19 protein-coding genes and 1 pseudogene are annotated in these 24,969 nt (G+C 76.3%); 13 read left to right on the top strand and 7 right to left on the bottom strand.

The window, feature by feature from the left end:
- The first annotated feature begins 132 nt into the window (after positions 1 to 132).
- Positions 133 to 2,004, top strand: coding sequence for an ABC1 kinase family protein (locus tag ACI78S_RS17285; protein ID WP_456975532.1), 1,872 nt, complete (start codon positions 133 to 135; stop codon positions 2,002 to 2,004).
- Positions 2,005 to 2,023: 19 nt separating this feature from the next.
- Here the strand turns inward: ACI78S_RS17285 and ACI78S_RS17280 are convergent, their stop codons facing one another.
- The 3 genes from ACI78S_RS17280 to ACI78S_RS17270 are packed head-to-tail and all read right to left on the bottom strand — an operon-like array spanning position 2,024 to position 3,712.
- Entirely contained in the window at positions 2,024 to 2,692 is a 669-nt protein-coding gene (locus ACI78S_RS17280) for a peptidoglycan DD-metalloendopeptidase family protein (protein ID WP_456975530.1), read from the bottom strand.
- A 28-nt stretch (positions 2,693 to 2,720) separates the two neighbouring features.
- A complete protein-coding gene (locus tag ACI78S_RS17275) occupies positions 2,721 to 3,287 on the bottom strand; it encodes a dihydrofolate reductase family protein (RefSeq protein ID WP_456975528.1) in 567 nt (188 codons plus the stop codon).
- Positions 3,284 to 3,712: a VOC family protein gene (locus tag ACI78S_RS17270; RefSeq protein ID WP_456975526.1), complete on the bottom strand. Its 429-nt coding sequence runs from the start codon at positions 3,710 to 3,712 to the stop codon at positions 3,284 to 3,286. Before ACI78S_RS17270 ends, ACI78S_RS17275 begins: the two co-directional genes overlap by 4 nt.
- On the opposite strand from ACI78S_RS17270, the pseudogene ACI78S_RS17265 reads away from it, so the two are divergent.
- Positions 3,599 to 4,225 (top strand): annotated as a pseudogene (locus ACI78S_RS17265) (hypothetical protein); the annotation flags it as partial. The gene ACI78S_RS17270 and the pseudogene ACI78S_RS17265 overlap by 114 nt on opposite strands.
- 34 nt (positions 4,226 to 4,259) lie before the next feature.
- Entirely contained in the window at positions 4,260 to 4,802 is a 543-nt protein-coding gene (locus tag ACI78S_RS17260) for a DUF2332 family protein (protein ID WP_456975534.1), read from the top strand.
- A gap of 145 nt (positions 4,803 to 4,947) precedes the next feature.
- On the opposite strand, the gene hflX is transcribed toward ACI78S_RS17260, so the two are convergent.
- The 3 genes from hflX to ACI78S_RS17245 form a co-directional block, all read right to left on the bottom strand.
- On the bottom strand, positions 4,948 to 6,171 hold the full coding sequence (gene hflX, locus ACI78S_RS17255) for a GTPase HflX (protein WP_456975524.1): 1,224 nt from the start codon (positions 6,169 to 6,171) through the stop codon (positions 4,948 to 4,950).
- 114 nt (positions 6,172 to 6,285) lie between these two features.
- Positions 6,286 to 6,954, bottom strand: a complete 669-nt coding sequence (locus ACI78S_RS17250; protein ID WP_456975522.1) for an endonuclease V — start codon at positions 6,952 to 6,954, stop codon at positions 6,286 to 6,288.
- A gap of 35 nt (positions 6,955 to 6,989) precedes the next feature.
- On the bottom strand, positions 6,990 to 8,003 hold the full coding sequence (locus tag ACI78S_RS17245) for an SDR family NAD(P)-dependent oxidoreductase (protein ID WP_456975520.1): 1,014 nt from the start codon (positions 8,001 to 8,003) through the stop codon (positions 6,990 to 6,992).
- 101 nt (positions 8,004 to 8,104) lie between these two features.
- On the opposite strand from ACI78S_RS17245, the gene ACI78S_RS17240 reads away from it, so the two are divergent.
- Together ACI78S_RS17240 and ACI78S_RS17235 are read left to right on the top strand one after the other, a co-directional pair.
- Positions 8,105 to 8,248, top strand: coding sequence for a hypothetical protein (locus tag ACI78S_RS17240; protein WP_456975518.1), 144 nt, complete (start codon positions 8,105 to 8,107; stop codon positions 8,246 to 8,248).
- A gap of 90 nt (positions 8,249 to 8,338) precedes the next feature.
- Entirely contained in the window at positions 8,339 to 9,286 is a 948-nt protein-coding gene (locus ACI78S_RS17235; protein ID WP_456975516.1) for a hypothetical protein, read from the top strand.
- A 19-nt stretch (positions 9,287 to 9,305) separates the two neighbouring features.
- Here ACI78S_RS17235 and ACI78S_RS17230 read toward each other — a convergent pair whose 3' ends face one another.
- The gene (locus tag ACI78S_RS17230) at positions 9,306 to 11,921 is read right to left on the bottom strand and encodes a DUF4062 domain-containing protein (RefSeq protein ID WP_456975514.1); all 2,616 of its coding nucleotides are present in this window, start codon (positions 11,919 to 11,921) and stop codon (positions 9,306 to 9,308) included.
- A gap of 282 nt (positions 11,922 to 12,203) precedes the next feature.
- On the opposite strand from ACI78S_RS17230, the gene ACI78S_RS17225 reads away from it, so the two are divergent.
- The 8 genes from ACI78S_RS17225 to ACI78S_RS17190 all read left to right on the top strand — a co-directional run bounded on the left by ACI78S_RS17225 (position 12,204) and on the right by ACI78S_RS17190 (position 24,969).
- Positions 12,204 to 12,950 carry an alpha/beta fold hydrolase gene (locus tag ACI78S_RS17225; protein ID WP_456975512.1) on the top strand — a complete coding sequence of 249 codons (747 nt, stop codon included), beginning with the start codon at positions 12,204 to 12,206 and terminating at the stop codon, positions 12,948 to 12,950.
- Positions 12,951 to 13,098: 148 nt separating this feature from the next.
- Positions 13,099 to 14,367: an arginine deiminase gene (locus ACI78S_RS17220; protein ID WP_456975510.1), complete on the top strand. Its 1,269-nt coding sequence runs from the start codon at positions 13,099 to 13,101 to the stop codon at positions 14,365 to 14,367.
- A gap of 12 nt (positions 14,368 to 14,379) precedes the next feature.
- Positions 14,380 to 15,972 carry a Na+/H+ antiporter NhaC gene (nhaC, locus tag ACI78S_RS17215; protein ID WP_456975508.1) on the top strand — a complete coding sequence of 531 codons (1,593 nt, stop codon included), beginning with the start codon at positions 14,380 to 14,382 and terminating at the stop codon, positions 15,970 to 15,972.
- A gap of 38 nt (positions 15,973 to 16,010) precedes the next feature.
- A complete protein-coding gene (locus ACI78S_RS17210) occupies positions 16,011 to 17,456 on the top strand; it encodes a basic amino acid/polyamine antiporter (protein ID WP_456975506.1) in 1,446 nt (481 codons plus the stop codon).
- A 32-nt stretch (positions 17,457 to 17,488) separates the two neighbouring features.
- Positions 17,489 to 18,028, top strand: coding sequence for a copper chaperone PCu(A)C (locus ACI78S_RS17205; protein WP_456975504.1), 540 nt, complete (start codon positions 17,489 to 17,491; stop codon positions 18,026 to 18,028).
- A 324-nt stretch (positions 18,029 to 18,352) separates the two neighbouring features.
- Complete coding sequence (locus ACI78S_RS17200) at positions 18,353 to 20,494, top strand: DEAD/DEAH box helicase (RefSeq protein ID WP_456975502.1); 2,142 nt, start codon at positions 18,353 to 18,355, stop codon at positions 20,492 to 20,494.
- Between the two features lie 231 nt (positions 20,495 to 20,725).
- The gene (locus tag ACI78S_RS17195) at positions 20,726 to 21,916 is read left to right on the top strand and encodes a hypothetical protein (protein WP_456975500.1); all 1,191 of its coding nucleotides are present in this window, start codon (positions 20,726 to 20,728) and stop codon (positions 21,914 to 21,916) included.
- A gap of 17 nt (positions 21,917 to 21,933) precedes the next feature.
- Positions 21,934 to 24,969: an FtsW/RodA/SpoVE family cell cycle protein gene (locus ACI78S_RS17190; protein ID WP_456975498.1), complete on the top strand. Its 3,036-nt coding sequence runs from the start codon at positions 21,934 to 21,936 to the stop codon at positions 24,967 to 24,969.

Genomic DNA, 24,969 nt, shown 5'->3' with positions numbered 1-24,969 from the left:
GACCGGCCGAGGACGGCAGCAACGGCTCCATCCACGCCCACGCCTCATCGGAGACCACCGCTCGATGCTGTCGCATCGCCCGGAGCCTGCCGATCCGGACCGCCAAGATCCGTCAGACACGCCCTAGGGGTCGTGCGGACCGCGCTCGCGGCCGTCCTCGCGCTGCTGGTCGCCGGACCGCTGACGGCCGCGCTGCTGCCGAGCCCGCAGGAGTCCGACACCGGGACGGCGCTGCTGCTCCTCCTGCTCGCCGTCAGCGCGGCGAGCCTCGCCGCCATGGTGGTCGTGGTGGTCGCCGAGGTGATCGTGCCCGAGGGGGCGCTGCCGGGACCGGTCGAGCTGTGGCGCGGCTGGCGCAGCCGGCGGGCGCGCGCCCGCCGGTACTGGCAGATCCTGCGCATCGCCCTGCGCCACGGCCTGGGCCGGTTCCTGCGCGGCCGCCGGCCCGCCGGGGGAGCGTCGGCGGAGTCCCGCCGGGCCCTGGCCCGCTCGCTGCGCCGGGCGCTGGACGACGGCGGCGTCACCTTCGTCAAGCTGGGCCAGCAGCTGTCCACCCGGCGGGACCTGGTGCCCCCCGAGTTCGTCGCCGAGCTGGCCGCGCTGCGGGACGACGCGGCGCCGGTCCCCTGGGAGGACGTCGAGGCGGTGCTCGCCGCGGAGCTCGGCCGGCCGGTGGCCGAGGTCTTCGCCGAGGTCGACCCCCGCCCGCTGGCGGCCGCGTCGGTGGCCCAGGTGCACGCGGCCCGGCTCGCCGACGGGCGCGCGGTGGTGGTCAAGGTGCAGCGCCCCGGCGTGGCCGCCGTCGTCGAGCGGGACCTCGACATCCTGCTGCACCTGGCGCGGCGGCTGGAGAGCCGCACCCGGTGGGGGCGGTCGATCGGCGCGGTCGGGCTGGCGCGGGGCTTCGCCGAGGCGCTGCGGGAGGAGCTGGACTTCACCACCGAGCGCGACAACCTCGAGGCGATGGCCGCCGCGCTGGCCGCCTCGCCGTGCCGGGGCGTCCGGGTGCCCGCGCCGCACGCCGAGCTGACCACCGCCCGCGTGCTGGTGATGGAGCGGCTGGCGGGCACGCCGCTCGGCGCCGCCGAGCCGGTGCTCGCGGCGCTGGGCGCCGACCGGCGCCGGGCGACGGCGTCGGCGCTGCTGGACACCGTCCTCGACCAGGTGCTCGACCACGGCCTCTTCCACGTCGACCTGCACCCCGGCAACGTGCTGGTCGGCGACGACGGCACCCTCGGCCTGCTCGACCTCGGCTCGGTCGGCCGCCTGGACACGACCACCCGCACGGCCTTCGGGCGGCTGGTGGCGGCGCTCGGCAGCGCCGACTCCGTCGCGGCCGGCGACGCGCTGCTCGAGCTGGTCGACCGGCCCGAGGAGATCGACGAGCGCGCGCTCGAGCGGGCGCTGGGCACGCTGATCGTCCGCTTCACCGCCCCCGGCGCGACCGCCGGCGCCGCGGCGTTCTCGGCCCTGTTCCGCCTGGTCAGCGCGCACGGCCTGGCCGTGCCGCCGCAGGTGGCGGCGGTCTTCCGGACGTTCGCCACGCTGGAGGGCACGCTCGCGCTGGTCGACGCCGGGTTCGACCTCGTGGCCGCGGCGCGCCGGGCCGGCCGGGCCCGCGTGGCGGAGGCCCTCACGCCGCCCCGCCTGCGCCGGTCGGCCGAGCAGGAGCTGGCCGCCCTGCTGCCGCTGCTGCGGCGGCTGCCCCGCCGGGTCGACCGGATCGCCGACGCCGTCGAGCACGGGCGGCTGGCGGTCAACGTGCGCCTGTTCGCCGACGGCCGCGACCGGGCGGTGGTCACCGGGCTGGTGCACCTGACGCTGTCGGCGCTGCTCGGCGCCGTCGCCGGGATCATGGGCGTGCTGTTCCTCGGCATGCCCGGAGGCCCGCAGGTCACCGACTCCGTCCGGCTGTTCGCCGCCTTCGGCTACGGGCTGCTCGTCGTCGCCGTCGTCCTGGTGCTGCGCGTGCTCGTCGTGATCTTCCGGTCCGACCGGTCGTGACGTCCCGGCGGGCGGGCCGTCACGACGGCTCGACCACCTCGCCGTCGTCGGGGACGCCGCGTGCCACCGCGACCGGCGGGTCGCCGGCGCGCCGCCGCACCCGGTAGTCGCGGAACACCAGGGGCAGCCCTCGCGCCCGGTACGGGTCGGCGTCGTCCATGACCTGGACGTGCACGTGCGGCTGGGTGGAGTTGCCCGAGTTGCCGCAGGCGGCCACCCGCTGGCCGGCGGCCACCGCGTCGCCCTCGCGCACCAGCACCGACCCGGCGCGCAGATGGGCGAGGACGGCGTACCCGGTGTCGTCCTCCAGGCCGAGGACGACGTGGTTGCCGGCCAGGGCGCCGGCGCCGGCGCGGGCCCGCGACGCCTGGCCGAGGGCGTAGGGCACGCGCGCGAGGGGCGAGCGCCGCGCCTCGTGGTCGGCCTCGCCGTCGTGGACCGCCACCACCCGGCCGGCCGCGGGCGCGAGGACGGCCCGGCCGAAGGCGACGAACCGGTCGGGCGGTTCGGTGGCGAGCAGGGTGCGCCAGTCCCGCGTGGTCGCCGTGCGGCGGCCGACCACCGCGACGAAGTCGACGGCGTAGGTGGTGGCGAACAGGTGGGTGCCGTGGCTGGGCACCCGCCGCGCGGGGCTGTTCTCCACGAGCCACGGGCCGTCGAAGGGCAGCCGCAGGACGACGGCGGTCATGTGGTGCCTCCTCGGCGCGCGCGAGGGGTCAGCGTCGCACCCGGTACCGCAGGTGGGTCGCGTCGTGGCCGGTCAGCTCCCGGACCAGCTCCAGCTCGACGACGTCGCCGTCGTCCGCGAACAGCCGGCGCCCCGCGCCCAGCAGCACCGGGACGAGGTGGATCTCCAGCTCGTCGAGCTGCCCCACCCGCAGCAGCGCCTGCGCGGCACCCGCGCCGTGCACCATCACGGCCCGGTCGCCGGCCGCGGCCCGGGCGTCCTCGGCGCACGCGACGACGTCGGTATGGAACCGCGCGCTGCCGGGCGGCTCGTCGCCCTCGTCGACGTGGTGGGTGAGCACGAGGATCGGCACGCCGTCGTGGTGGTCGCCGTTCCAGCGCCCGGCCAGCTCGAAGGTGCGCCGTCCGGAGATCACCGCCCCGGTCGCCAGGGCCTCGGCGAACACCTGGCCGTCCACGCCCGGGGAGTTCCGGTGGTCGAGCCAGGTGAACAGCCGGCCGCCGCCGCGGCCGAGCTCCTGGCCGGGCCGGTCGTCCGGTCCGGCGACGAAGCCGTCCAGGGACATCGACATGTAGAGCCGGACGGGGCCGCTCACCGCTCCTCCGCCCCGTCGGACCAGTCGGCAGCGGTGAGCCCGGCGGGGTGCCCGGCCGGCCACTGGACCAGCTCGATCAGGTGGCCGTCCGGATCGGTGACCGTCGTCGTCAGGAAGTCCGCGGACCCGTCGGGGGACGAGGGCGGCTCGGCCGCGACGCCGCGGGCGGCGAGCTCGGCGACGGTCGCGCCCATCGCCTCGACCGCGACGGCGACGTGGCTGAGGCCCTGGCCCCGCCGGGAGTCCCCGCCCGGCGGGGAGACGAGCTCGATGCTGACGAACTCGTCGCCGGGCAGCTTGAGCATGGTCAGGTGGCCGAGCGGGGTTGCGGGCACCTCGCCGACCACCTCGTAGCCCAGCGCGGTGTAGAAGGTCAGCGAGCGCTCGCGGTCGGCCACCCGCAGGCCGAGGTGCAGGGTCCTCATCGGTCGTCCTCCCGGGTCGTGGCCGCCCGCAGGTGTCGACGCCGACGGCGGGGCGAACTCATCGGTCGCACGGTGGGTGCGCACACGCCCGGGCGCGGGCGGGGACCCGTTGACGCGGCGCCGGACCGCGACGAGCCTGCGGGCGTGGAGCCCGGCCGTCGCGCGGCGGTGGCGGAGCAGGCGCGGTCGATCGCGGCCGCCTGGTCGCCGCCGGACGCGCCGCCGAGCTGGTGGCTGACCGCCGCGACGTTCACCGCGATCGCCGAGGACGACGTCCTGCTCGACCTGGCGGCGGCGGTGCCCCTCGACCGGTTGCCGCCGCTGCTGCTCAGCGCGGCCCTGCGCTTCCGCCTCGACGAGCGCCCCGGGGCACCGCTGGCCCGGTACCACGCCCGCCCCGGCGGCGCCCAGCCGCCGCGGGACGACGGGTTCCGCCCGGCGCTGCGGGCGTTCGCCGAGGACGAGGGCGGGGCGCTGGCGCGGCTGTGCCGCGAGCACCGGTACCAGAGAACCGAGGTGAGCCGTCGCCTCGACGGCTCCGCTCCGGCTGCCCGTGATCGCCTCCCGCCTCGGGGTCGACGTCGAGCCGCTCGACCTCGCCGACGCCGGCACGGTCCGGTGGCTTTCGGCGTGCGTGCCGCCGGAGACCGGGGCGGTCACCCGGTTCGCCGCGGCGGTGGAGGTCGCGCGGGCCCGCCCCGCCGCGACCCTGCGCGGGGACCTCGTCGACGTGCTGCCCGCGGTGGCGGCGGAGGCCCCCGCCGGCGCGCTGCTCTGCCTGGTCGACACCTACGCGCACGTGTTCCTGCCACCCGGCCGCCTGGTCGCCTTCCGCGACGCCGTGGCCCGCATCGGCCGGGACCGCGACGTGGAGTGGATCTCGGTCGACCCGCTGGTGCCGCTCGGACCGGCCGCCACGGGCACCGTGCAGGGGCTCGACGTGCCGCCGGACTGGCTGCGCGAGAACCGGGACGGCGGGCTGTTCGGGGTGGTCGGCCGCCTCGGCGTCCGCGACGGGGCGTGCCGCGGCGCGGTGCTGGGCCGCGCCCACCCGGGCGGCGCCTGGCTGGAGTGGAGCCCGTCGCCGTGACGGGTGCGCGCCACCCGGCGCGGGGCACCGAGGACGACCGGTCGGAGGGACGGCGATGACGCAGCCGCGGCCCTGCATCCTGGACGACTCCACGACGGCGGAGTACCAGCGGCTCGACCTGATGTCCGCGTGAGACCACCGGCGGTCAGGACCCGCCCGCGGTGCCCGGCCCGCCGGCGCCGCCGGGCGCGGTGGGGGCGGTGGGGGCGTGGCCACCGGCCAGCGCCCGCTCGACGGCCGCGCGCAGCTCCGGGATGCCCTCCCCGGTGCGGGCCGAGACCGGCACCGCGCCCGGGTAGCAGGCCCGCAGGGCGGCCAGCTCGGCGGGCCCGACCAGGTCGGTCTTGTTCAGCGCCAGCAGCTCCGGCTGGGAGCGTGCGCCGATCTCGTAGAGCACGCCCCGGACGGTCGTGACCTGGTCGATGGCGTCGTCGGCGGCCGCGTCGACCACGTGCAGGACCAGGTCGGCGTCGGCCACCTCCTCCAGCGTGGAGCGGAAGGCGTCGACCAGCTGGTGGGGCAGGTGGCGGACGAAGCCGACGGTGTCGGTGAGCGTGTACGCCCGGCCGCCGGGGGTGGTGGCGCGCCGCACGGTCGGGTCGAGGGTGGCGAACAGCGCGTCCTCGACCAGCACGTCGGCGCCGGTCAGCCGGTTGAGCAGCGCGGACTTGCCGGCGTTGGTGTAGCCGGTGAGGGCCACGGAGGGGACGCGGTTGGCCCGCCGCCGGCTGCGCGTGCGGTCCCGGCGGCGGGCCGTCTCCCCGATCTGCCGGCGCAGCGCGGTCATCCGCCGGCGCAGCGTGCGCCGCTGCCGCTCCAGCTGCATCTCGCCGGGGCCGCGCACGCCGATGCCGGCGCCGCCCGCGACCCGGCCGCCGCCCACCCGGGACAGCTCGGTGCCGTGCCCGCGCAACCGCGGCAGCTGGTAGGCCAGCTGGGCCAGCTCGACCTGCGCCTTGCCCTCGCTGCTGCGGGCGTGCTGGGCGAAGATGTCGAGGATCAGCGCGGTCCGGTCCACCACGCGCGCGTGCACGACGTCCTCGAGGTTGCGGGCCTGGGCGGGGGAGAGCTCGCCGTCGGCGATCACCACCGCCGCGCCCCGCTCGCGCACCAGGCCGGCGACCTCGGTGGCCTTCCCGGCGCCGAGGTAGGTGGCCGGGTCCGGTCGCGACCGGGACTGCAGGACCCGCTCGGCGACGTCCAGGCCGTCGGTCTGCGCCAGCCGCGCCAGCTCGTCGAGGGAGCGCTCCGCGGCGTCGTCCTCGTCGCCGCGCAGCCCGACCAGGATCGCCGCCGGTCTGCCGGTGGTCTCCTCCCGGGGCCGCCCGCCGGCGGCGTCGGTCGCACCGAACAACCACGAACCTGGCATCTGGGTCTCCTGCACCGCGGCCGGGAGCGGCCGCGCCTGGGCGCGCCGCTCGGGTGTCTGCGAGCAGCCGGACCGGCGTACCCACCGGGGCACCGGCGGCATGCCTCCGGCGGGTCACCCCCGCGCGCGGGCCTCCCGGGCCAGCCGGCGCGCCTCCCGGAGGGCCTGCGGCGTCCGGACGCCGGAGGCGGCTGCCAGCACCACCGCGGCCGCCACGTCGGCACCGGTCCGCCAGGCGGCGTGCGCCGCCACCGGCCGGGCCGCGCGGCGCGTGCGCACCCAGCGCGCCACCTCCGCGCCGTCCAGCACGAGGGGCGCGGTGTCGCCGGGACGGACGCCGGGCGGAGCGCCGGTGGCCAGGAGGGGGCGGTCGGTCACGCCGACGCTGGGCAGGTCGAGGACCTCGCCGAGGTGCACGGCGAGCCCGGCCCGTCGCGGGTGGTCGCGTCCGGCGGCGGCGACGAGGAGCACGTCGGGCCGCACCGGCAGGCCGTCCACGGCCGCGGCCAGGAGGGGCCCCTCGGCCGCGGCCCGCAGCGCGGGGACGTAGGGGGCGCGCAGCGGGCCGCGGACCAGCCGCGTGCCCGTCACGCGCCCGCCGGTCACCAGGACGGCCGCCGCCCAGGCATCCCCGCCCGCGTCGTCACCGCCGACCGCGACGACCCCGGCGACGGCCGGCGGGGTGCCCGCGGGTCGCCAGGGCGGCTGTCGCAGCGCGGCGATCCGCCGCTGCTCGGCGGCCAGCCCGTCGGGGTCGGCCGGCCAGGTCGCGTCCGGGTGCACCGGCGCCGTCGCCGCGGGCTCGCCGCGCCCGGGGCTCAGGGCCCGGGCGGACCCGGCCGGCGGCCGGAGGGGGCGCCGGCCGACCGCACCGCCGGCGGGGCGGCGAGCGGGCCCGGTCGCTGGTGCAGCTGCTCGGCGGCCCGCCGGGTCGGCGCCGTGAGCCACCGGAACAGCGGGGACCGGACGGCGGGGGCCGCCGTCTCCCCGCGGACCGCGCGCTGCCCGGCACCGCCCGCGCGCGGCAGGACGCGGTTCGCCAGCCCGAGGACCCGGACGGTCGTCGCGGGCATCAGCCCGTGCACCCGCACGGCCAGCTTCGCCGGCGCCGTCAGCACGACCTCGGTGCGGCCGCGCTGCACCGCGGTGACGATCCGCCGGGCCGCGCGGCCGGCCTCCATGGACAGGCCGGGGATGCTGTCGGCGACCGTGAACCAGGAGAACTCGCGGGCCGCGTCGCCCTTGACGAACGCGTTCAGCGGGGAGCCGGTGCGCATCAGGCCGGGGACGACGGTGGTGACCCGCACGCCTTCCCGGGCCAGCTCGGCGGCGAGCCCCTCCGAGAAGCCCACGGCCGCGAACTTCGCCGCGGCGTAGGGCAGCAGGTGCGGGGCGGCGACCTTGCCGCCGATCGAGGTGATGGTGGCGATCCGGCCCCGCGCGCGGCGCAGGTGCGGCAGCGCGGCCAGCGTGGGCAGGGCGACGCCCCAGAACATGACGCCGAGGGCGTCCTCGAAGTCCTCGACCCGCATCGTCGCCAGCGGCCCCACCTGGATCACCCCGGCGTTCGTGACCAGCACGTCCAGGGAGCCGTACTCGTCCACGACGCGGGCGACCAGCGCCTCCACCTGCTCGCGGTCGGAGACGTCGCACGGGACGGCCAGCACGTCGCCGCCGTCGCGGGCCAGGTCCGCCCGGGCCCGCTCCAGCTCCTCCGGGTCGCGGGCGCAGACGGCCACCCGGCACCCGCGGCGGACGAGCTCCCGGGCCAGCGCCAGTCCCAGGCCGCGCGAGGCCCCGGTCACGAGGGCGACCCGACCGGTCAGCTGCATCGACGGCCTCCCTCCACCCGGCACCGGTCGCTGGGGTGCCCGCCCGCGCCCGTGGTCACGCACGGCTGGGGAACCGGGACCGCGCGGGGGATGATCGCCGCATGACCGACCCCGAGCAGACCCCCGAGGTGGAGCAGCGGCTGGCCGAGCAGCTCGACCCCGAGCGCCACCGGGCACCGTCCGAGGGCGTGCCCCAGGACCTCGACGCCGGCGCCGACGACGGCGAGCGGCCCGGCCCCGCCTGACCGCCCTCCCGCGCGGGGCTGCCCGGATCCTTCCGCGGCCGGCCGGGCCGCGGAAGGCCGGGGGAAGGTCGGCCCGGGAGGGTCCGTCGCGTGCCCACCACACTGCCGGTCGCGACGACCACGACCACCCCCACGACCACCCCCACGACCACCCCCGCGCCCGACCGCGCGCGTCCGCCCGAGCAGCCGCTCGCCGGCGGGCCGCTGCAGGCGGGGACGCGGCGCCTGCTCCGCGGTTTCGCCGCGCTCACCGCCCTGGCCACCTACCAGCTGCTGGTGCGCGGCAGGGACACCGACCACTCCTGGGCGTGGCCGATCCAGGACGAGCGGACCACCGCGTTCCTGGGTTCGGCCTACGCCGCCGGGTTCGTCCTGTCCGTGCTCGCGCTGCGGCGGAACTCCTGGGCGCACGTGCGCGTCGCGGTGGGGACCGTCGGCGTGTTCACCGTGCTCACGCTCGTCGCGACGCTGGTGCACGTGCACCGGCTGCACCTCTTCGCCGACGACCCGGTGGCCCGGTCGGCGGCCTGGTTCTGGCTGGTGGTCTACGCCGTCGTGCCGCTCGCCTGCCTCACCGTCATCGGCCGGGAGGAGGAGGGCCGCCGCGCTCCGGACGGCGTCGACGTCGGCATGCCGCGCTGGCTGCGGCTGCTCGTGGCCGGCCAGGGGGTCGTGCTCTCCGTGGTCGGCGCCGTCCTGTTCACCGTCGGGCTGACCTTCCACCACGGCACGGGCCCGATGGGCGGCCTCTGGCCGTGGCCGCTGCCCCCGCTGGCCGCCGCGGTGACCGGCGCGTGGCTGATCGCGTTCGGGTTCGGGGCGGCGCTGGTGATCAGGGAGCGGGACCTGGGCCGGCTGGGCGTGCCGGCCGCCGCCTACGCGGCCTTCGGCGTCCTCGAGCTCGGAGCGCTGGTGGGCACCTGGCCGCGGGCGGGCGGCGGCGGGTGCCTGTGGGCCGCCGTGGTGCTCGCGGGCACCGTGGTCGTGGCCGGGGGGTACGGCTGGTGGGCGAGCCGCCGGGCGCGCGCGGCCGCCTGACGCCCGACGTCCGCACCGGTCAGCGCCGGGGCCCCGACGGGACGGTCCACGACCCGCGGACGAGGGCGACCGCGTCGCGGTGGCCGAGCCCGGCGCCGGCGGCGGCGGCCTCCGCGTAGCCGTCGCCCAGCTCGTGCGCCACCCGGGCGACCAGGTCGGCCTCCGCCCGCCGGGTCGCCGGCCACGCCCGCAGCCCCGCCCTGCCCCGCAGACCGTCGGCCGCGCCCAGAGCGGTCGCGGCCAGCCGGGCGTCACCCCGGACCAGCGCCAGCTCGGCAGCGGCGAAGAGGGAGAAGGTGAGGGGGAGGGTGCTGACGTCGGAGTCCGCGCCCGCGTCCACCGATCGCACCAGCAGCGCACGAGCCTCGTCCAGGCGACCGGACCGCACGGCGAGCACGGCGAGCTGGCTGCGCGCGCCCGACTTCAGCCAGTCGTTGCCGAACCGGCCGCCGAGGTCCTCGACCTCGGCGAGGTGCGCGCGGGCGGCCTCGGTCCGGCCGAGCGCCATCTCCAGCCCGCCGACGGTCAGCACGGCGAACGCGACGAAGGGCTCGTTCTGGTCGCGGAAGCCGTCGAGGGCCTCCTCCGCCGCCCGGAGCGCGCCGGCGAAGTCGTCGCCGAGGGGCAGGATCCACGAGATGGCGAGCTGGGCGGCGCTGCGGAGGAAGCGGTCGTCGATGCGGTCCTCGAGCCGCCGGAGCTCGTCGACGGCGGCCAGCGCGCTGTCGTCGTCCCCGACCTCGACGGCCGTGACGGCGGAGGTGAACAGCAGCTCGGCCCGCGACCGGTCGTCCAGCGCGTCGGCCCGCAGTCGTGCCTCGTGGATCCAGCCGCGGCCCTCGGGCATCCGCCCGCGCATCTGCCAGAACAGCCAGAGGACCCGGAAGACGTGCGGCAGCGCCGCCACGTCGTGGGCGAGGAACCACCGGACGGCGGCGCGCAGGTTCTCCTCCTCCGTCTGCAGCCGATCGGCCCACTCGCCCTGCGCCCGGGCGGGCCAGTCGGCGTTCACCACGAACGCGCGGAAGTACTCGGCGTGGCGCCGTTCGACGTCGGCCCGGTCCGCCCGGACGGCGAGGCGCGCGGCGACGTACTCCCGGACCGCTCCGAGCATGCGGAACCTCGGTCCGGCGTCGGTCGCGTCGACGTGCACGAGGCTGTGGGTGGCGAGCACGTCGAGCAGCTCGAGGGTCCGGTCCTCGGGGAGATCGGCGACGTGCACGGCCGCCTCGACGGTCCACCCCTCGACGAAGACCGACAGGGTCGCCAGCATCTGCTGCCCGGCCTCGTCCAGCAGGCCGACGCTCCACTCGACCGTCGCGCGGAGGGTGCGCTGGCGCTCGGGGAGGTCCACCGGCCCGGGGCCCAGGGCGTCGAGGCGGCTGCCGAGCCGCGCGAGCAGTGTGCGGGGGTCCAGCAGCCGGCTGCGCGCCGCCGCGAGCTCGATGGCGAGCGGCAGCCCGTCGAGGCGCCGGCAGATCTCCGCGACGGCCACCGCGTTGTCCTCGGTCAGCGCGAAGTCGTAGCGGACGGCCTGCGCCCGCTCGACGAACAGCCGCACGGCCGGCAGGGAGGCCACGTCCTCGAGCCCGGGTGGGTGCGGGAACGCCGGCACCGCCAGCGCGCCGACCCCGTACTCGCGTTCGGCCCGCAGGCGCAGCGCGGTGCGGCTCGTGGCGAGGACCGACAGCCCGGGGCTCCTCGCCAGGAGCTCGTCGAGGTCGGGTGCGACCGCGACGACCTGTTCCAGGTTGTCCAGGACGAGCAGCGTCGGCGTGTCCGCCAGGTGCTCCACGACGACGTCCAGCGGCCGGCGGGCGCCTTCCACGGCAGCGCCGACGGCGGCCGCGACGCGGGGCAGCACCAGGCCGGGTTCGGCGATCGACGCCAGCGGGACGAACACCGCCCCGCGCGGGTAGCGGTCGTGCAGCCGTTCCGCCACGGCGACCGCGAGCCGTGTCTTGCCCACCCCGCCGGGGCCGGTGAGCGTGACCAGGCGCACCGCGGGCGACTGCAGCAGCGCCGCCACGTTCGCGACGTCCTGCTCACGTCCCACCAATGACGTCGAGGTCACCGGCAGGGACCGCGGCGCCGGCCGGTCCGCGGCCTCGGGCGCGCCCGCCCCGGGTGGACGGCTGCCGGCGGAGGCCGACGCGAAGCGCTCGCTCAGGAGCAGGGCGAGGTCGTCGCGGACCAGGCGCGCGAGCTCCCGCGTGCTGCGGAACGGACGGTAGGAGTCGGCCCCCTCCGACTCGAGCTCGGCGAGCATGGCCGCAAGCCGGGGTTCCCGCCCGGGCGCCGGTGTCTTGACGTACAGCAGCCGGGGGAGGGGACGGGAGAGCCGGAACTCGTCCTCCAGGCCCGAGACGTCCATGTCGGGACCGATCCAGCCGTACCGCTGCCAGTACAGGCCGACGAAGATGTCCGACTGCGCCAGGTAGGCCCGGTACAGCTCACGCGGCGGGTGCGGACGGGCGCCGAGCTCGAACAGCACCGGCGTGAGCCGCAGCGCCGAGATGGCACGGGCGACCGCCGCGCGCTCCTCGGCCAGCTCGGCCAGCGTGGAGCTCACGAAGACGCGCAGGCGCTGGTCCGGCGTCCGGATCGCGACCTCGTCGTGCTCGTCGACAGTCATGCAGCGCCTCGGAGGGTCGTCGTCGGAGTTGGTCGTCCTGCTGGCCCCGCCGGGACAGTGTCCCGATCCCCGCTCGTCACCGGTACGCCTTTCCGGACCGGCTCGCCGGCGCCGCCACCGGGGTGCGGCGCTGCGCAGACGGCGGTCGACGGACCGCTGCGGCACGCCGGTTCCCGCGCACGTCCGCCCGCACCTGCCCGGACCGGCGGGCGGCGCTCTGGCGGCTGCCCGCGAGCGGGAGCAGCCTGGGCCGCCCGCCCCCACGCAGCCGAGGAGGCCGACATGACCACGCAGCCCGGCCGGACCACCCCGACGATCGTCCTCGTCCACGGTGCCCGGGCCGACGCGTCGGGCTTCGCGGCGCAGATCCGCGCCCTGGACGAGCACGGCTTGCGCGCCGTCGGGTGCGCCAACCCGCTCCGCGGGCTCGCCGACGACGCGGCGTACCTCGCCGACTTCCTCAGGAGCCTCGACGGCCCGCTCGTGCTCGTGGGCCACTCCTACGGCGGCGCGGTCGTCTCGGCCGCCGCGACGGGCGACGACCGGGTCAAGGCGCTGGTGTTCCTCGCCGGGTGGATGCCCGACGAGGGCGAGAGCATCGTGCAGATCTTCCAGACGTCCGAGGGCAGCCTCGTGGAGCCGGCCATCAGGCCCGTGCCGTTGAGCGGCCGCGACGGGAGCGACGGCGGCCCGGACCTCTACCTCGACGCCGACCGGTTCCACGCGGTGTTCGCCGCCGACGTCGACCGGGCCACGTCGGACGTGATGGCCGCGACGCAGCGACCGTGGCACGCCGCCGCGTTCAGCGAGCCGTCGGGCCCGCCGGCCCGGCGGACGCTCCCGTGCTGGTACCTGCTCGGCACCGAGGACGAGGCCATCCCGCCGGCGACCCAGCGGTTCATGGCCGAGCGCGCGGACGCGCGGATCCGGGAGGTGGCGGCCTCCCACGCCGCGATGGTGTCGCAGCCCGAGGCCGCGACGCAGCTCGTCCTCGAGGCCGCGGAGGCGGCCGCGCCCGCCATGGCGTGACCCGCGCGGCGCGCACGCGGAGCCCTCGGACGCCGTCGCGTGCTGCCCGGGCCCGGGGTCGCCTCACCCTCCGGGGATGACGCGTTCCGGCACGGCCGGGTGCCACGGTCGGTCGACCGGACACCCGCCTCCCCCCGGAGGGACCGCCGTGAGCACCACCACCGTCGCTCCCACGCCCGTCACGTCCGCCGCCTACGGGGTGCACTCGGAGGTCGGCGTGCTGCGCAAGGTCCTGGTGTGCGCCCCGGGCCTGGCGCACTCCCGGCTGACCCCGCGCAACTGCGACGACCTGCTGTTCGACGACGTGCTCTGGGTGGACAACGCACGCCGGGACCACTTCGACTTCGTCGACAAGCTGCGCGGTCGCGGGGTCGAGGTCGTCGAACTGCACGACCTGCTCACCCGGACGGTGGGGATCCCCGAGGCCAAGACGTGGCTGCTCGACCGCAAGATCACCGCCAACGAGGTGGGCTTCGGGCTCGTCGACGCGACACGCGCCTTCCTGGAGTCGCTGGACGACCGTCGGCTGGCCGAGTTCCTCATCGGCGGGCTGGCGACGACGGACCTGCCCGAGGACTTCCGGCCCGGCTACGTCGCGCTGGCCCGGGAGTCGACCGGCGTCCGGGAGTACCTGATGCCGCCCCTGCCGAACACCCTGTACACCCGCGACACCACGTGCTGGGTCTACGGCGGGGTCACGCTCAACCCGCTGTACTGGCCCGCCCGGCACGACGAGACGCTGCTGTACAAGGCGATCTACACCTTCCACCCGGACTTCGCCGGTTCCACGGTCTGGTGGGGCGACCCCGAGCAGGACTGGGGCCTGGCCACCCTGGAGGGCGGCGACGTCATGCCGATCGGCAACGGGGCGGTCGCCATCGGCATGAGCGAGCGCACCTCCCGGCAGGCCATCACCCAGTTCGCCGCCGCGCTGTTCGAACGGGGCGCGGCGAGCCGGGTCCTCGTGGCCGGCATGCCGAGGCTGCGCGCGGCGATGCACCTGGACACCGTGTTCACCTTCGCCGACCGGGACCTCGCCACCGCCTACCGCGACATCGTCGACGGCATCCACACCTTCAGCCTGCGCCCCGGCGACAGGGAACCGGTCGAGGTCACCGAGGAGACGCGGTCGTTCCCGGAGGTCGTCGCCGACGCGCTCGGTCTGGCCGAGCTGCGCGTGCTGGAGACCGGCGGGGACGCCTACGCCAACGAGCGGCAGCAGTGGGACAGCGGCAACAACGTCGTGGCCGCGGCTCCCGGGGTGGTGTTCGCCTACGACCGCAACACCCACACCAACACCGTGCTGCGCAAGGCGGGCGTCGAGGTGATCACGATCGTCGGCGCGGAGCTGGGCCGCGGCCGAGGCGGCGGCCACTGCATGACCTGCCCGATCATCCGCGATCCCGTCGACTTCTGACGCTGCGCGGGGGTGGGTGGCGGCCCGCGGGCGGGTTCGCCGGCCCCGGGGGGTCCCCCTGCCGGCCCCCGGGGGCGAGAGCCCAGGAGCAGAGACTTCTCGATCACGAGGCACGCGATGGCAGAGCGGGACGTCCTGACGGCGCGACGACCGTCGCTGGTCGACGCACTGCTGCCGTTGAGCGCGCTGGCGGCGCTGATCGCCGGCTCCCTGGCGCTGTTCGGTCTCGATGCCCTGGACGGCCCCGTCCAGGTGGCGCTGGTGGGGTGCACCGCGATCGCGGCCCTGATCGCGCGGAAGAACGGGCACAGCTGGGACGAGGTGGGGCACGCCGAGCAGGAGGCGATCGCCTCGGTGACGAGCGCGATGTTCATCCTGCTCGCGGTCGGCGCCCTGATCGGCACCTGGAACCTGTCCGGCACCATCCCCACCCTCGTCTACTACGGCATCCAGGTGCTCTCCCCGTCGTGGTTCTACGCTGCCACGGCGATCATCTGCGGGGTCGTCGCGCTGAGCATCGGCAGCTCCTGGACCACCGCGGGTACGGTCGGCGTGGGCCTGCTCGGCATCGCCACCCTGCTCGACGTCTCGGTGGCGGTCACGGCGGGTGCGGTGATCTCCGGCTCCTACCTCGGGGACAAGACCTCGCCGCTGTCGGAGACCACCGTCCTGACCGCCCAGATGGTGGGCGTCGACCCACGCGAGCACATCAAGCGCCAGGTGTGGACCTCGGTGCCGGCGTTCGGGGTCGCGCTCGTCGTCTTCCTCGTGCTCGGCTGGGTCACGGGCCCCGATGTGCGCGACGTGGTCCCGACCAGCACGGAGCTGGCGGATCTGGACGAGCTGTTCTGGATCAGCCCGGTGAACCTGCTGCCTCTGCTGCTGCTGCTGGTGCTGTCGGTGCGCAAGGCGCCGGCCTCGCTGGCCCTGCTCGGGTCGGCGCTGTCCGCGGGCGTGCTCGCGGCGTTCACCCAACCCCAGGTCGTCGCCGACTTCGTCGCCGGGCAGGGCGACGTGGTCGTCGAGTCGATCAAGGCGACCTGGCAAGCCATGGCCACCGGCTTCACCGCCGACACCGGCCTCGTCGACGTCGACCGGCTCGTCTCCCGCGGTGGCATGTCCAGCATGCTGCTCACGCTCTGGCTCATCTTCGGGGCGGTGACCTTCGGCGTCCTGCTGGAACGGTTCGGGCTGATCGCCCGGCTGGTCGATCCGATGGTCGCCGCCGCCACGAGCACCGGGCGGCTGTTCCTCACCGTGTTCGTCTGCGCCTTCGGCCTGAACGTCGTCGCCGGCGACCAGTACATCGCCCTGGTCCTCCCCACGCGCGTCTTCCGCGTCGAGTTCGGGCGACGGGGCCTCGCGCCCCCCAACCTGTCCCGGCTGGCCGCGGACAGCGGCACGGTCACCTCCCCGCTGGTGCCGTGGAACTCGTGCGGGGCGTTCATGGCCGCCACCCTCGGCGTCTCGACGCTGCTCTACGCGCCCTGGGCCGTCTTCTGCTACGCGAGCCCCGCGCTGAGCGTCCTCTACGGCGTCACCGGGTTCAAGATCGAGAAGGTCGAGGCGACGGTGCCCGACCCGTCCCGGACGGAGACGAGCTGACGATGGTCGACACGATTCCTCCCCCTCGCGTCGCAGACGTGACTGCCGAGGCCCCGAGCGCGGCGCCGGGGAAGATGAGCCTGCCCACGCTGACCGCGATGGTGGTCGGCAGCATGGTCGGCGCGGGGGTGTTCTCGCTGCCCGCCCGCTTCGGTGTGGCGACCGGCGTCCTCGGGTCGCTGATCGCCTGGGCCGTCGCGGGCACGGGCATGCTGATGCTGGCCTTCGTCTTCCAGAACCTCGCCATCCGCAAACCGGAGCTGGACTCCGGCGTGTTCATCTACGCCAAGGCCGGCTTCGGCGACTACGTGGGGTTCAACTCCGCCATCGGCTTCTGGGCCAGCGCGGTCGCCGGCAACACCTTCTACTGGGTGTTCATCACCGCGACCCTCGGCACGTTCTTCCCCGCCTTCGGCGACGGGGACACCGTGCTCGCGGTGGCGATCGGCACGGTCGGTGTCTGGCTGTTCCACGTCCTGATCGCCCGCGGGGTGCGCGACGCCGCCGTGGTCAACCGGATCGTGACGGTGTTCAAGATCGTGCCGATCCTCGTCTTCGTCGTCGTGCTGTTCGTGGCGTTCGACGCCGGGGTCTTCTCCGACAACTGGCTCGCCACCGGCTACGGCGACCTCGGTTCGCTGGACGAGCAGGTCCGCAACACCATGATCATCACGACGTTCGTCTTCATCGGCATCGAGGGCGCCAGCGTCTACTCCCGCTACGCCAAGCGTCGTCAGGACGTCGGCAGGGCGACCGTCCTGGGCTTCCTCAGCGTGCTGTCGATCTTCGCCCTGGTGACGCTGTCGAGCTACGCGGTCCTGCCGCAGCCGGAGATCGCCGCCACCCGCCAGCCGTCGATGATCGGGCTGTTCGAGTCCGTCGTCGGCGACTGGGGCAGCTGGTTCATCAGCATCGCCGTCATCGTCTCGGTCCTCGGCGCCTACCTCGCCTGGACCCTGATGGCGGCCGAGGTGATGTACATCCCGGCCCGCAACGAGGACTTCCCGGCCTTCCTCGGCAGGGAGAACGAGAAGGCGACGCCGATCACGGCGCTCGTCGTGACCTCCCTGGCCGTGCAGGGGCTGCTCGCCGCGACGCTCGTCCTGACCGACGCGCTGAACTTCATGCTCGACCTGTCCACCTGCCTGGCGCTGATCCCGTACTTCCTCGCCGCCGCCTACGCCCTCAAGCTCGGCCTGACGGGCGAGTCCTACGAGGACGTGGACGGGAGGACGCGCCGCAAGGAGGCGGTCGTCGCGGGGATCGCGACCGCCTACACGCTGTTCCTGTTCGAGGCCGCGGGCCTGAAGTTCCTGCTGCTCGCGACGGTGATCCTCGCCCCGGCCACCCTGCTGTACGTCAAGGCGCGCAGCGAACGGGGCCGCCGGCTGTTCAGCGCCACCGAGATGGCCCTCTGCGCCGTCGTCGTGGCCGCGGGCGTCACCGGCGTCGTCGGCCTGGCGACCGGTTTCATCACCCTCTGACGAGGGATCCCTCCTCGAGCCCTGGAGTCGGCATGAGACGCACCGGAGTCCTCGCCACGACCGCGCTCCTCCTGCTGGTGCTCGCCGGCTGCGGGTCGGCGCGGACCGGTTCCTCGAACCTCGACCGGGCCAGGATCGGCCTCGACAGCGTCGACGGGCGGGTGGGCGAGCTGCGGCTGCTCAGCGTGTCCCTCGCGTCCCCCGGCACGCGGGGCAGCCTGCACATCGCCGGTGACAGCGCCGCGCTCCTGCTGACGGTCGCGAACGACGGCGAGGCCGAGGACGCGCTCACCGGCGCCGGCACCGACGTCGCGGAGGAGGTCGTCCTCCGGGACGGCGACGCCTCACCGGAGCCGCGCGTCGACGTGCCCGTGCCCCCGGGTGGCGTCGCGGTGCTCCGCGAGGTGACCGGACCGCACCTGGAGCTGACCGGGCTGCGGGAGACCCTGCGCAGCGGGTTCAGCGTGCCGGTCACCTTCGAGTTCCGCGACGCCGGACCGGTCGTGCTGGAGGTGCCGGTCCGCACCTACACCGACGTCCGGCCGGACAGGTTCACCGAGCCCGCCGCGTGACCACCCCACCCCGCGCCGGCTCCGACCACGCGACGACCCGGCCGGCCCGGCACGAGCCCGACACCCGGCCGTGCGCGCGCCTACCACGGCACGAGCCGACAGCCGGGAATCATCCGCGTGCGCGTACGTTGACACCGACGGAGCAGCGACCGCGAGCCCGCGAGAGGCCCGCTGCGGCCCGAGGCGTCGATCCTCGCCGGATCCGCAGTGCGGCTCGTCGTCCGACAGCGCCGGGCCGCCGCTCGGGACCTGCTCCGTCGCGGGCGCGGGATCGTGCGGCATGCTGCCGCGGCCACCGTGCCCGGCACCCAGGAGGAGGAGTACGTGGCTCGACCAGGCCAGCGCCAGACGGGCGCTCGCCGTACCGCCCACCGCACGCAGCGACGCGTCCACCACCGCGGCGACCTCGTCTCGGTGCTCGCCCGCACCGTGCGCGAGGTCGAGGCGGCCGTGCGGCGCGGCCACGTGACGCCGTCCGTGCGCACGGAGTTCCAGGCCGTCGCCCTGCTGCTGCGCGACGAGCGCGCCCGCCTGCGGGCCGAGGGGGCCGGCAGCGACGCCCAGACGGCCGAGCAGCTCAAGCGTCTGGACGGGATCGCGGCGATCCTGGCGCGGACCGCCGTCCAGAACGCGGGGCTGCTCGCGCTGCTGGCCGAGGACGCCGTCGTCTCCGACGCGGCCCGCTCCCTCCGGCAGGAGATGCTCCGGGCGGTCGGCATCGACCCCGGTCCCGACGAGGTGGCCGAGGAGGCGCCCGCGGCCGACCCGGCGCCCGAGCGGCGGATGGTGCCCCAGTCGGTGCTCTCGCGGCAGCTGGCCAACCCCTTCCTCGCGCCCGACTTCTCCGCCGGCGCGCAGCCCGTCGCGCGTCCGCGCCGGCTGGCCGGGTGGGAGCTGCTCGGCCCGCTGCTGAGCTCGTTCGAGCGGGCCGGCGGGGGAGCGCCGGCGTGCATGGACCTGCCCTTCCCGACGTCCCGGTTCACCCCCGAGGGCCTGGAGCTGATGCCGCACCAGGGTCAGCTGGTCGCCGCGGCCGCGGCCGGCCACCGGACCTTCCTGCTCGCCGACGAGCCGGGGCTGGGCAAGACGGCCCAGGCCCTGCTCGCGGCCGAGGCGGCGGACGCCTACCCGCTGCTCGTCGTCGTGCCGAACGTCGTCAAGACCAACTGGGCCCGCGAGGCGGCCCGCTGGACGCCGCACCGCCCGGCCACCGTGGTGCAGGGCGACGGCGACGCGGTGGACGGCTTCGCCGACATCGTCGTCGTCAACTACGAGGTGCTCGACCGCCACGTCGGCTGGCTGGGCGCCTTCGGCTTCCGCGGCATGGTGGTCGACGAGGCGCACTTCATCAAGAACAAGTCGTCGCAGCGCTCGCAGCACGTGCTGCGCCTGTCCGAGCGCGTCCGGGCCCGCACCCCCCGACCGCTGCTGATGGCCCTCACCGGCACGCCGCTGATCAACGACATCGACGACTTCCGGGCCATCTGGCAGTTCCTCGGCTGGATCGACGACACCACGCCGCTCGGCGACCTGATGACGGCGCTGGAGGAGACCGGCCTGACCCCGGCCGACCGCGGCTTCTACCCGGCCGCCCGCCGGTGCGTGATCGACCAGGGCATCGTCCGCCGGCGCAAGGTCGACGTCGCGGCCGACATCCCCGCCCGCCGCATCGCCGACCTCCCGGTCGAGCTCGACGGGGCGGCCGGGCGGTCGATCCGGGCCGCCGAGCAGGAGCTCGTCCGCCGGATGGTGGCGCAGTACCGCACCGCGCTGGCGGCCCGCCCGTCCGACGCCGTCGTCGAGGGCATCGACCTCGACCTCGCCCGGCGGGTGGCCCGGTCGGAGCTGAAGGACGCGGCCACGAGCAGCGGCGAGAACGTGTTCGGCATGATGCGGCGCATCGGCCGGGCGAAGGCGCAGCTGGCCGCGGACTACGCGGCGCAGCTGGCCCGCAGCGCCGGCAAGGTCGTGTTCTTCGCCAAGCACGTGGACGTGATGGACGCCGCCGAGGAGGTCTTCACCCGGCAGGGCGTGCGCTTCTCGTCGATCCGCGGCGACCAGACGTCCACGTCGCGGCAGGAGAACATCGACGCCTTCGTGAACGACCCCGACGTCGCCGTCGCGGTCTGCTCGCTCACCGCGGCCGGGGTGGGGCTGAACCTGCAGGTCGCCTCGAACATCGTGCTCGCCGAGCTGTCCTGGACCGACGCCGAGCAGACCCAGGCCATCGACCGCAGCCACCGCATCGGTCAGAGCGAGCCGGTCACCGCGTGGCGGATCATCGCGGCCCAGACGATCGACGCCCGGATCGCCGAGCTGATCGACAGCAAGGCCGGGCTCGCCGCCCGGGCGCTCGACGGGTCCGACGACGAGCTCGCCTCGTCGGCCGACGTCCAGCTCGAGGCCCTGGTGGCGCTGCTGACCGACGCGCTTCGGGAGGGGACTGCCTCGCCGGACGAGGTCTGACCGGCGGGGCCTCGCCGGACTGCTCCGACGGACGCCGCCGTCGTCGGGGCGCGGCGCGGTCGACCCCACCGGTCCGTCGGCCCTGGGCTCCCGGGGTCCTTGGTCCTGACTTTGCGGGTCCACCGCACGAACCGCGCGGCGACCCGGTGACGTCCGGGTGCCCCGCACCGCAGTATCGGGACCGATCAGTCACGGGGGCCCGGTCGGACGCTCGTGCGGGGGTGGCTGTCGATGACGGACGTGACGGTCCGACGGCCCGGCGAGCGGCGCGCGCCGGACGACGCTCCCGACCTGCCCGGCCGCTCGGGCGGGAAGCCGGCCGACCCGCCGCCGGCTCCCGCACCCGCCGTCGACCTGACCCGCCTGATCGCCCTGGCCCGGCTCACGGCCGCGCAGGCCGTCGAGATCGCCGCGCAGGTGCTCGCGGCCGCGGACCAGCGCTCCGCGGCGGGCACCGGCGACGCCCTGCTCGGGGCGCGTCAGGTCCGCGTCGACGCCGACGGACACGTCGTGACGGACGGCACGGGGAACGGTCGACCACCCGCGGTCCCTCCGGGCGGTCCCGCCGTCGCCGCGGTCCTCGCCGACGTCGCCGGTGCGGCCCGCCGCCGCACCGGCCGCGCGGATCCGGAGGCCGACCGGCTGCTGGCCGGGCTCGACCGGGCGGTGGCGGAGCTCCCGGTGGCCGGCGTGCCCGCCGTCGCGCGGAGCCTGGAGGAGGCCGCGGCCGCGATCGACCGCGGGGCCGTCCGGGCCGAACTGGCCGCGCTGGTGCGGGCGATCCTCGGCGGTCCGCCGGCCGCGGGTGGCGCCGCACCGGCCGCTCCCGCGCGTGCCGGGGACCGGCCGACCCCGGCAGCGCGCGCCGCCCGCGGGAGGTCCGGCAGCGCGGCGCGGCGCGTCGGCGCGTGGCTGTTCTCGCTGGTCGTCCTCGCCGCGGTGGTCGCGCTCGAGGTCGCCGTCCTCAGCGACGAGATCACCACCGACATCGGGGTTCTGCTGGACGCCGGGCGCAGCGGGTCGGCGGCATCCGAGGCCCCCGAACCCGACGGCCTGCCCGTCGAGGCGCCCGCGCCCGCCTCCGCCGGAGCGGTGGCCGCGGTCGACCTGCGGCCGCTGGCGCCGTGCGCGCCGGGCGCGCCCTGCGAGGTGCGCCTGCTGGTGCGGCTCGTCCCGGGTGCCGCGGAGCAGCCGGTCGCCTGGTCGTACCGGGTCGTCGACCGCTGCAGCGGCGCCACGCAGACCGCACCCGGGGGAACGGTCACCGTGCCGCCCGGGGGCGCGCGGGCCACGGCGGTCGGCACCGTCGCGCTCCCGCCCGCGCCGGCCGTGACCGTCATCGCCGTCACCGACGTCCCCGCCGCCGCGGCCTCCGCCCCGGTGGTCGTCGGTTCGTGCCGGTCAGGCGACCAGGCCGGGTGAGCGCACCGGAGGGACCCATGTCGATCGCAGGACCGGCCCGGGCGCCGGTGGTGGGGCGCGGGAGCCGCCGGTGGACGCGGCAGCAGCGCAGGAGGTTCCGCGGCGGGCCCGCCGAGCCCGACACCCCACCGGAGGTGTCGCTGGCCGCCCTGCGGCGGACCCGGGACCGGCGCCGGACGCGGCGCGCCAACGCCTTCGACCTGCTCGCCGTCGTGGCCGCGCTGACCCTCGTCGTGCTCGGCCTGGCCAACCTGCACCTCATCGGCGACACCGAGCTCGCCGTGCGGCAGGGGCTGATCGCCGCGGGCGGGGTGCTGGCCCTGGCGGTGTTCTGGCGGGTCCGCGCCCGGTACCTCGGCGTCCTGGGCTGGGCGGCCTACGGCGCCGCCGTCCTCTTCCTCGTCGGCGTCCTCACCGTCGGCCTGTCCGCGAACGGCGCCACCCGGTGGATAGCGGTCGGCTTCTTCACGTTCCAGCCGTCCGAGCTGGCCAAGCTCGGGCTGCTGCTGGCCCTGGCCGCCGTCCTCGCCTCCGGCCGGCCGGTGTGGCAGCGCTTCACCTGGGCCCTGCTGCTCGCCGCCGTGCCCATCGGGCTCACCCTGCTCCAGCCGGACCTCAGCACCGCCACGCTGCTCGTCGTCCTCGTCGGCGCCATGCTGGTGCTCGGGCGGGTGCCCGCGCGGTTCCTGCTGCCGCTGGCCGCCGCGGCGGCGGTCTCGGCGCCGCTCATGATCAGCCTCCTGCGGCCCTATCAGCTCGAGCGCCTCGGCACCTTCCTCGTCGGCGCCCACGAGTCGCCGACCGGGTCGGGCTGGGCGCTGCGGCAGGCGCACATCGCCGTGGGCTCGGGCGGGCTGTTCGGGCGGACCGACGACCCCCTGCGGGGCCTGCGCGCGCAGTACCTGCCCGAGCGGGAGACCGACCTGGCGCTGGCCAGCCTGGTGGGGCAGTGGGGGCTGGTCGCGGGCGCCGTCGTCGTGCTCGCCGCGATCGTCCTGGTCTGGCGGCTCGCGCTGGCCAGCCGGGCGTCCCGCACGCCGCACGGCGCGCTCGTCGCCGGCGGGCTGGCGGTCCTCGTGGGGGTCGAGACCGTCGTCTCGGTGGGGGCCAACCTCGGCCTGCTCCCGCTCGCCGGCGTCCCGCTCCCCATGCTCAGCTACGGCGGGACGGCGCTCGTCGTCCACCTGGCCGCCATCGGGGTCGTCCTGTCCGTCCGCCGGGACGGCGCCCGGAGGCGGCTGTGGGCCCTGCCGGGCCGACTCAACCCGCGGCCGCGCCTGGTCCGGCTGGCCGCGCTCGGCCTCTCGGTGCTGCTCGTCTCGTTCGGCGTGTACGGCTGGCGGTTGCAGGTCACCCGGGGCGACGACCTCCAGCTGGTCGGCGAGGAGCAGATGACCCGCTGCATCCGCCTGCCCGCCCCGCGCGGCGCCATCACCGACCGGCACGACGCGCCGCTGGCCGTGAACGCCGCGGACGTCGGCACCGGCGTGGACCAGGTCCTCGTCGTCCCCGCCCTGCTGCGCAGCCGGCCCGCGGACGTCGACCGGCTCGCCGGGCTGACGGGCCGGCCGGCGGAGGAGTTCCGCGCGCAGATCCGCGCGGTGGACGCCACCACGCTGTCGCTGACGGTGGCCGAGGTGCCGCGCGACGTCGGTACCGCGGTCGCCGCGGCCGGCATCGCCGGCGTGCTCGTGGTCCCGGAGCCGCGTCGCGCCTACCCCCAGGGCGCGCTGCTCGGACCGGTGCTCGGCTTCGCCGGGGTGGCCACACCCGAGGACGAGGAGCGCTGGCCCGGCCTGCCGTCCGGCGAGATCGTCGGTCGCGCCGGGCTCGAGCAGCAGTACGACGCGGTGCTGCGCGGCGTGAACGGGCGGCAGTGCGTGTACGTGGACCCGGAGGGCGTGCCGGTGGCGCTGGCGGGACGGCAGGACCCCGTGCCCGGCGCGAACCTGCGGCTGTCGCTCGACCTGGGCCTGCAGCGGACGCTCGACGCCCGCCTGACCGAGGCCGTGCGCGCGCAGCCCCGGCCGCGGGGCAGGATCGGCGCCGCGGTCGCGATGGACCCGCGCTCGGGGCAGGTGCTCGCCATCGCCAGCACCCCGTCGTTCGACAACAACGTCTACGGGCCGCCGATCGACGGCGCGGCGCTGCAGGCCGTGGCCGAGGCGCCCGGTTCGCCGATGCTCGAGCACGTCACCCAGGCGGTCGTGCCCCCCGGGTCGACGTTCAAGCTGGTCGTGGCCGCGGCCAACCAGGCCCATCCCGTGCTCGCGCCGCGCCAGGACATCCCCACCGGGGCCAGCTTCACCTACGGCGGCCACACCTTCGGCAACTGGCGGCCGATGGGGCCGATGGACCTGGTGGAGTCGATCGCCATCTCCAACGACGTCTACTTCTACAAGCTCGCCGTCGCGCTCGGGGCCGAGACCATGATCGACACGGCTCGGGCGCTCGGCGTCGGGCAGCCCACGGGCATCGACCTGCCCGGCGAGTCCGCCGGCTACCTCGGCACGCCGGAGTCGGTCGAGGCGGACGGCGGCACCTGGTACGGCGGCTCCACCGTCATCCTCGGCATCGGCCAGGGCGAGCTGCAGGTCACGCCCCTGCAGAACGCCCGGTGGACCGCCGCCGTCGCCACGGGGAACCTGGTCACCCCGCGGCTCGGCCTGGCGGTCGGGGCGGACGCGGGCACCTGGACGGCGCTCCCGGCGCCGGCCGCGACGCCGGTGCCGTTCGCCGCCGACCTGGGGCCGGTCCGCGAGGGGATGCGGCTGGCCGTGACCGGAGGCACCGCCGTCTCGCTCGCCGGCCTGCCCGTGGCGGTCGGCGCGAAGACCGGCACCGCGCAGGACGGCGGGCTGCCCGAGGGCGAGTACGACAACTGGATCAGCGCCGCCGCCCCGATGGACGCCCCCGAGATCGTGATGACCGCGATCGTGCAGGGGCCGGGGACCGGCGGGAACACCGCGAAGAGCGTGGTGGCCGAGGGCCTGCGCTACTACCTCGACCACCGCCAGGACGTCGTCGCCACCGGCCCGGTGCAGGCGCCGTGA

The sequence above is a fragment of the Geodermatophilus sp. SYSU D00815 genome, assembly GCF_054050035.1.
Note: the sequence above shows the minus strand (reverse complement) of the source record. Positions and strands in the feature narration are given on the sequence as shown.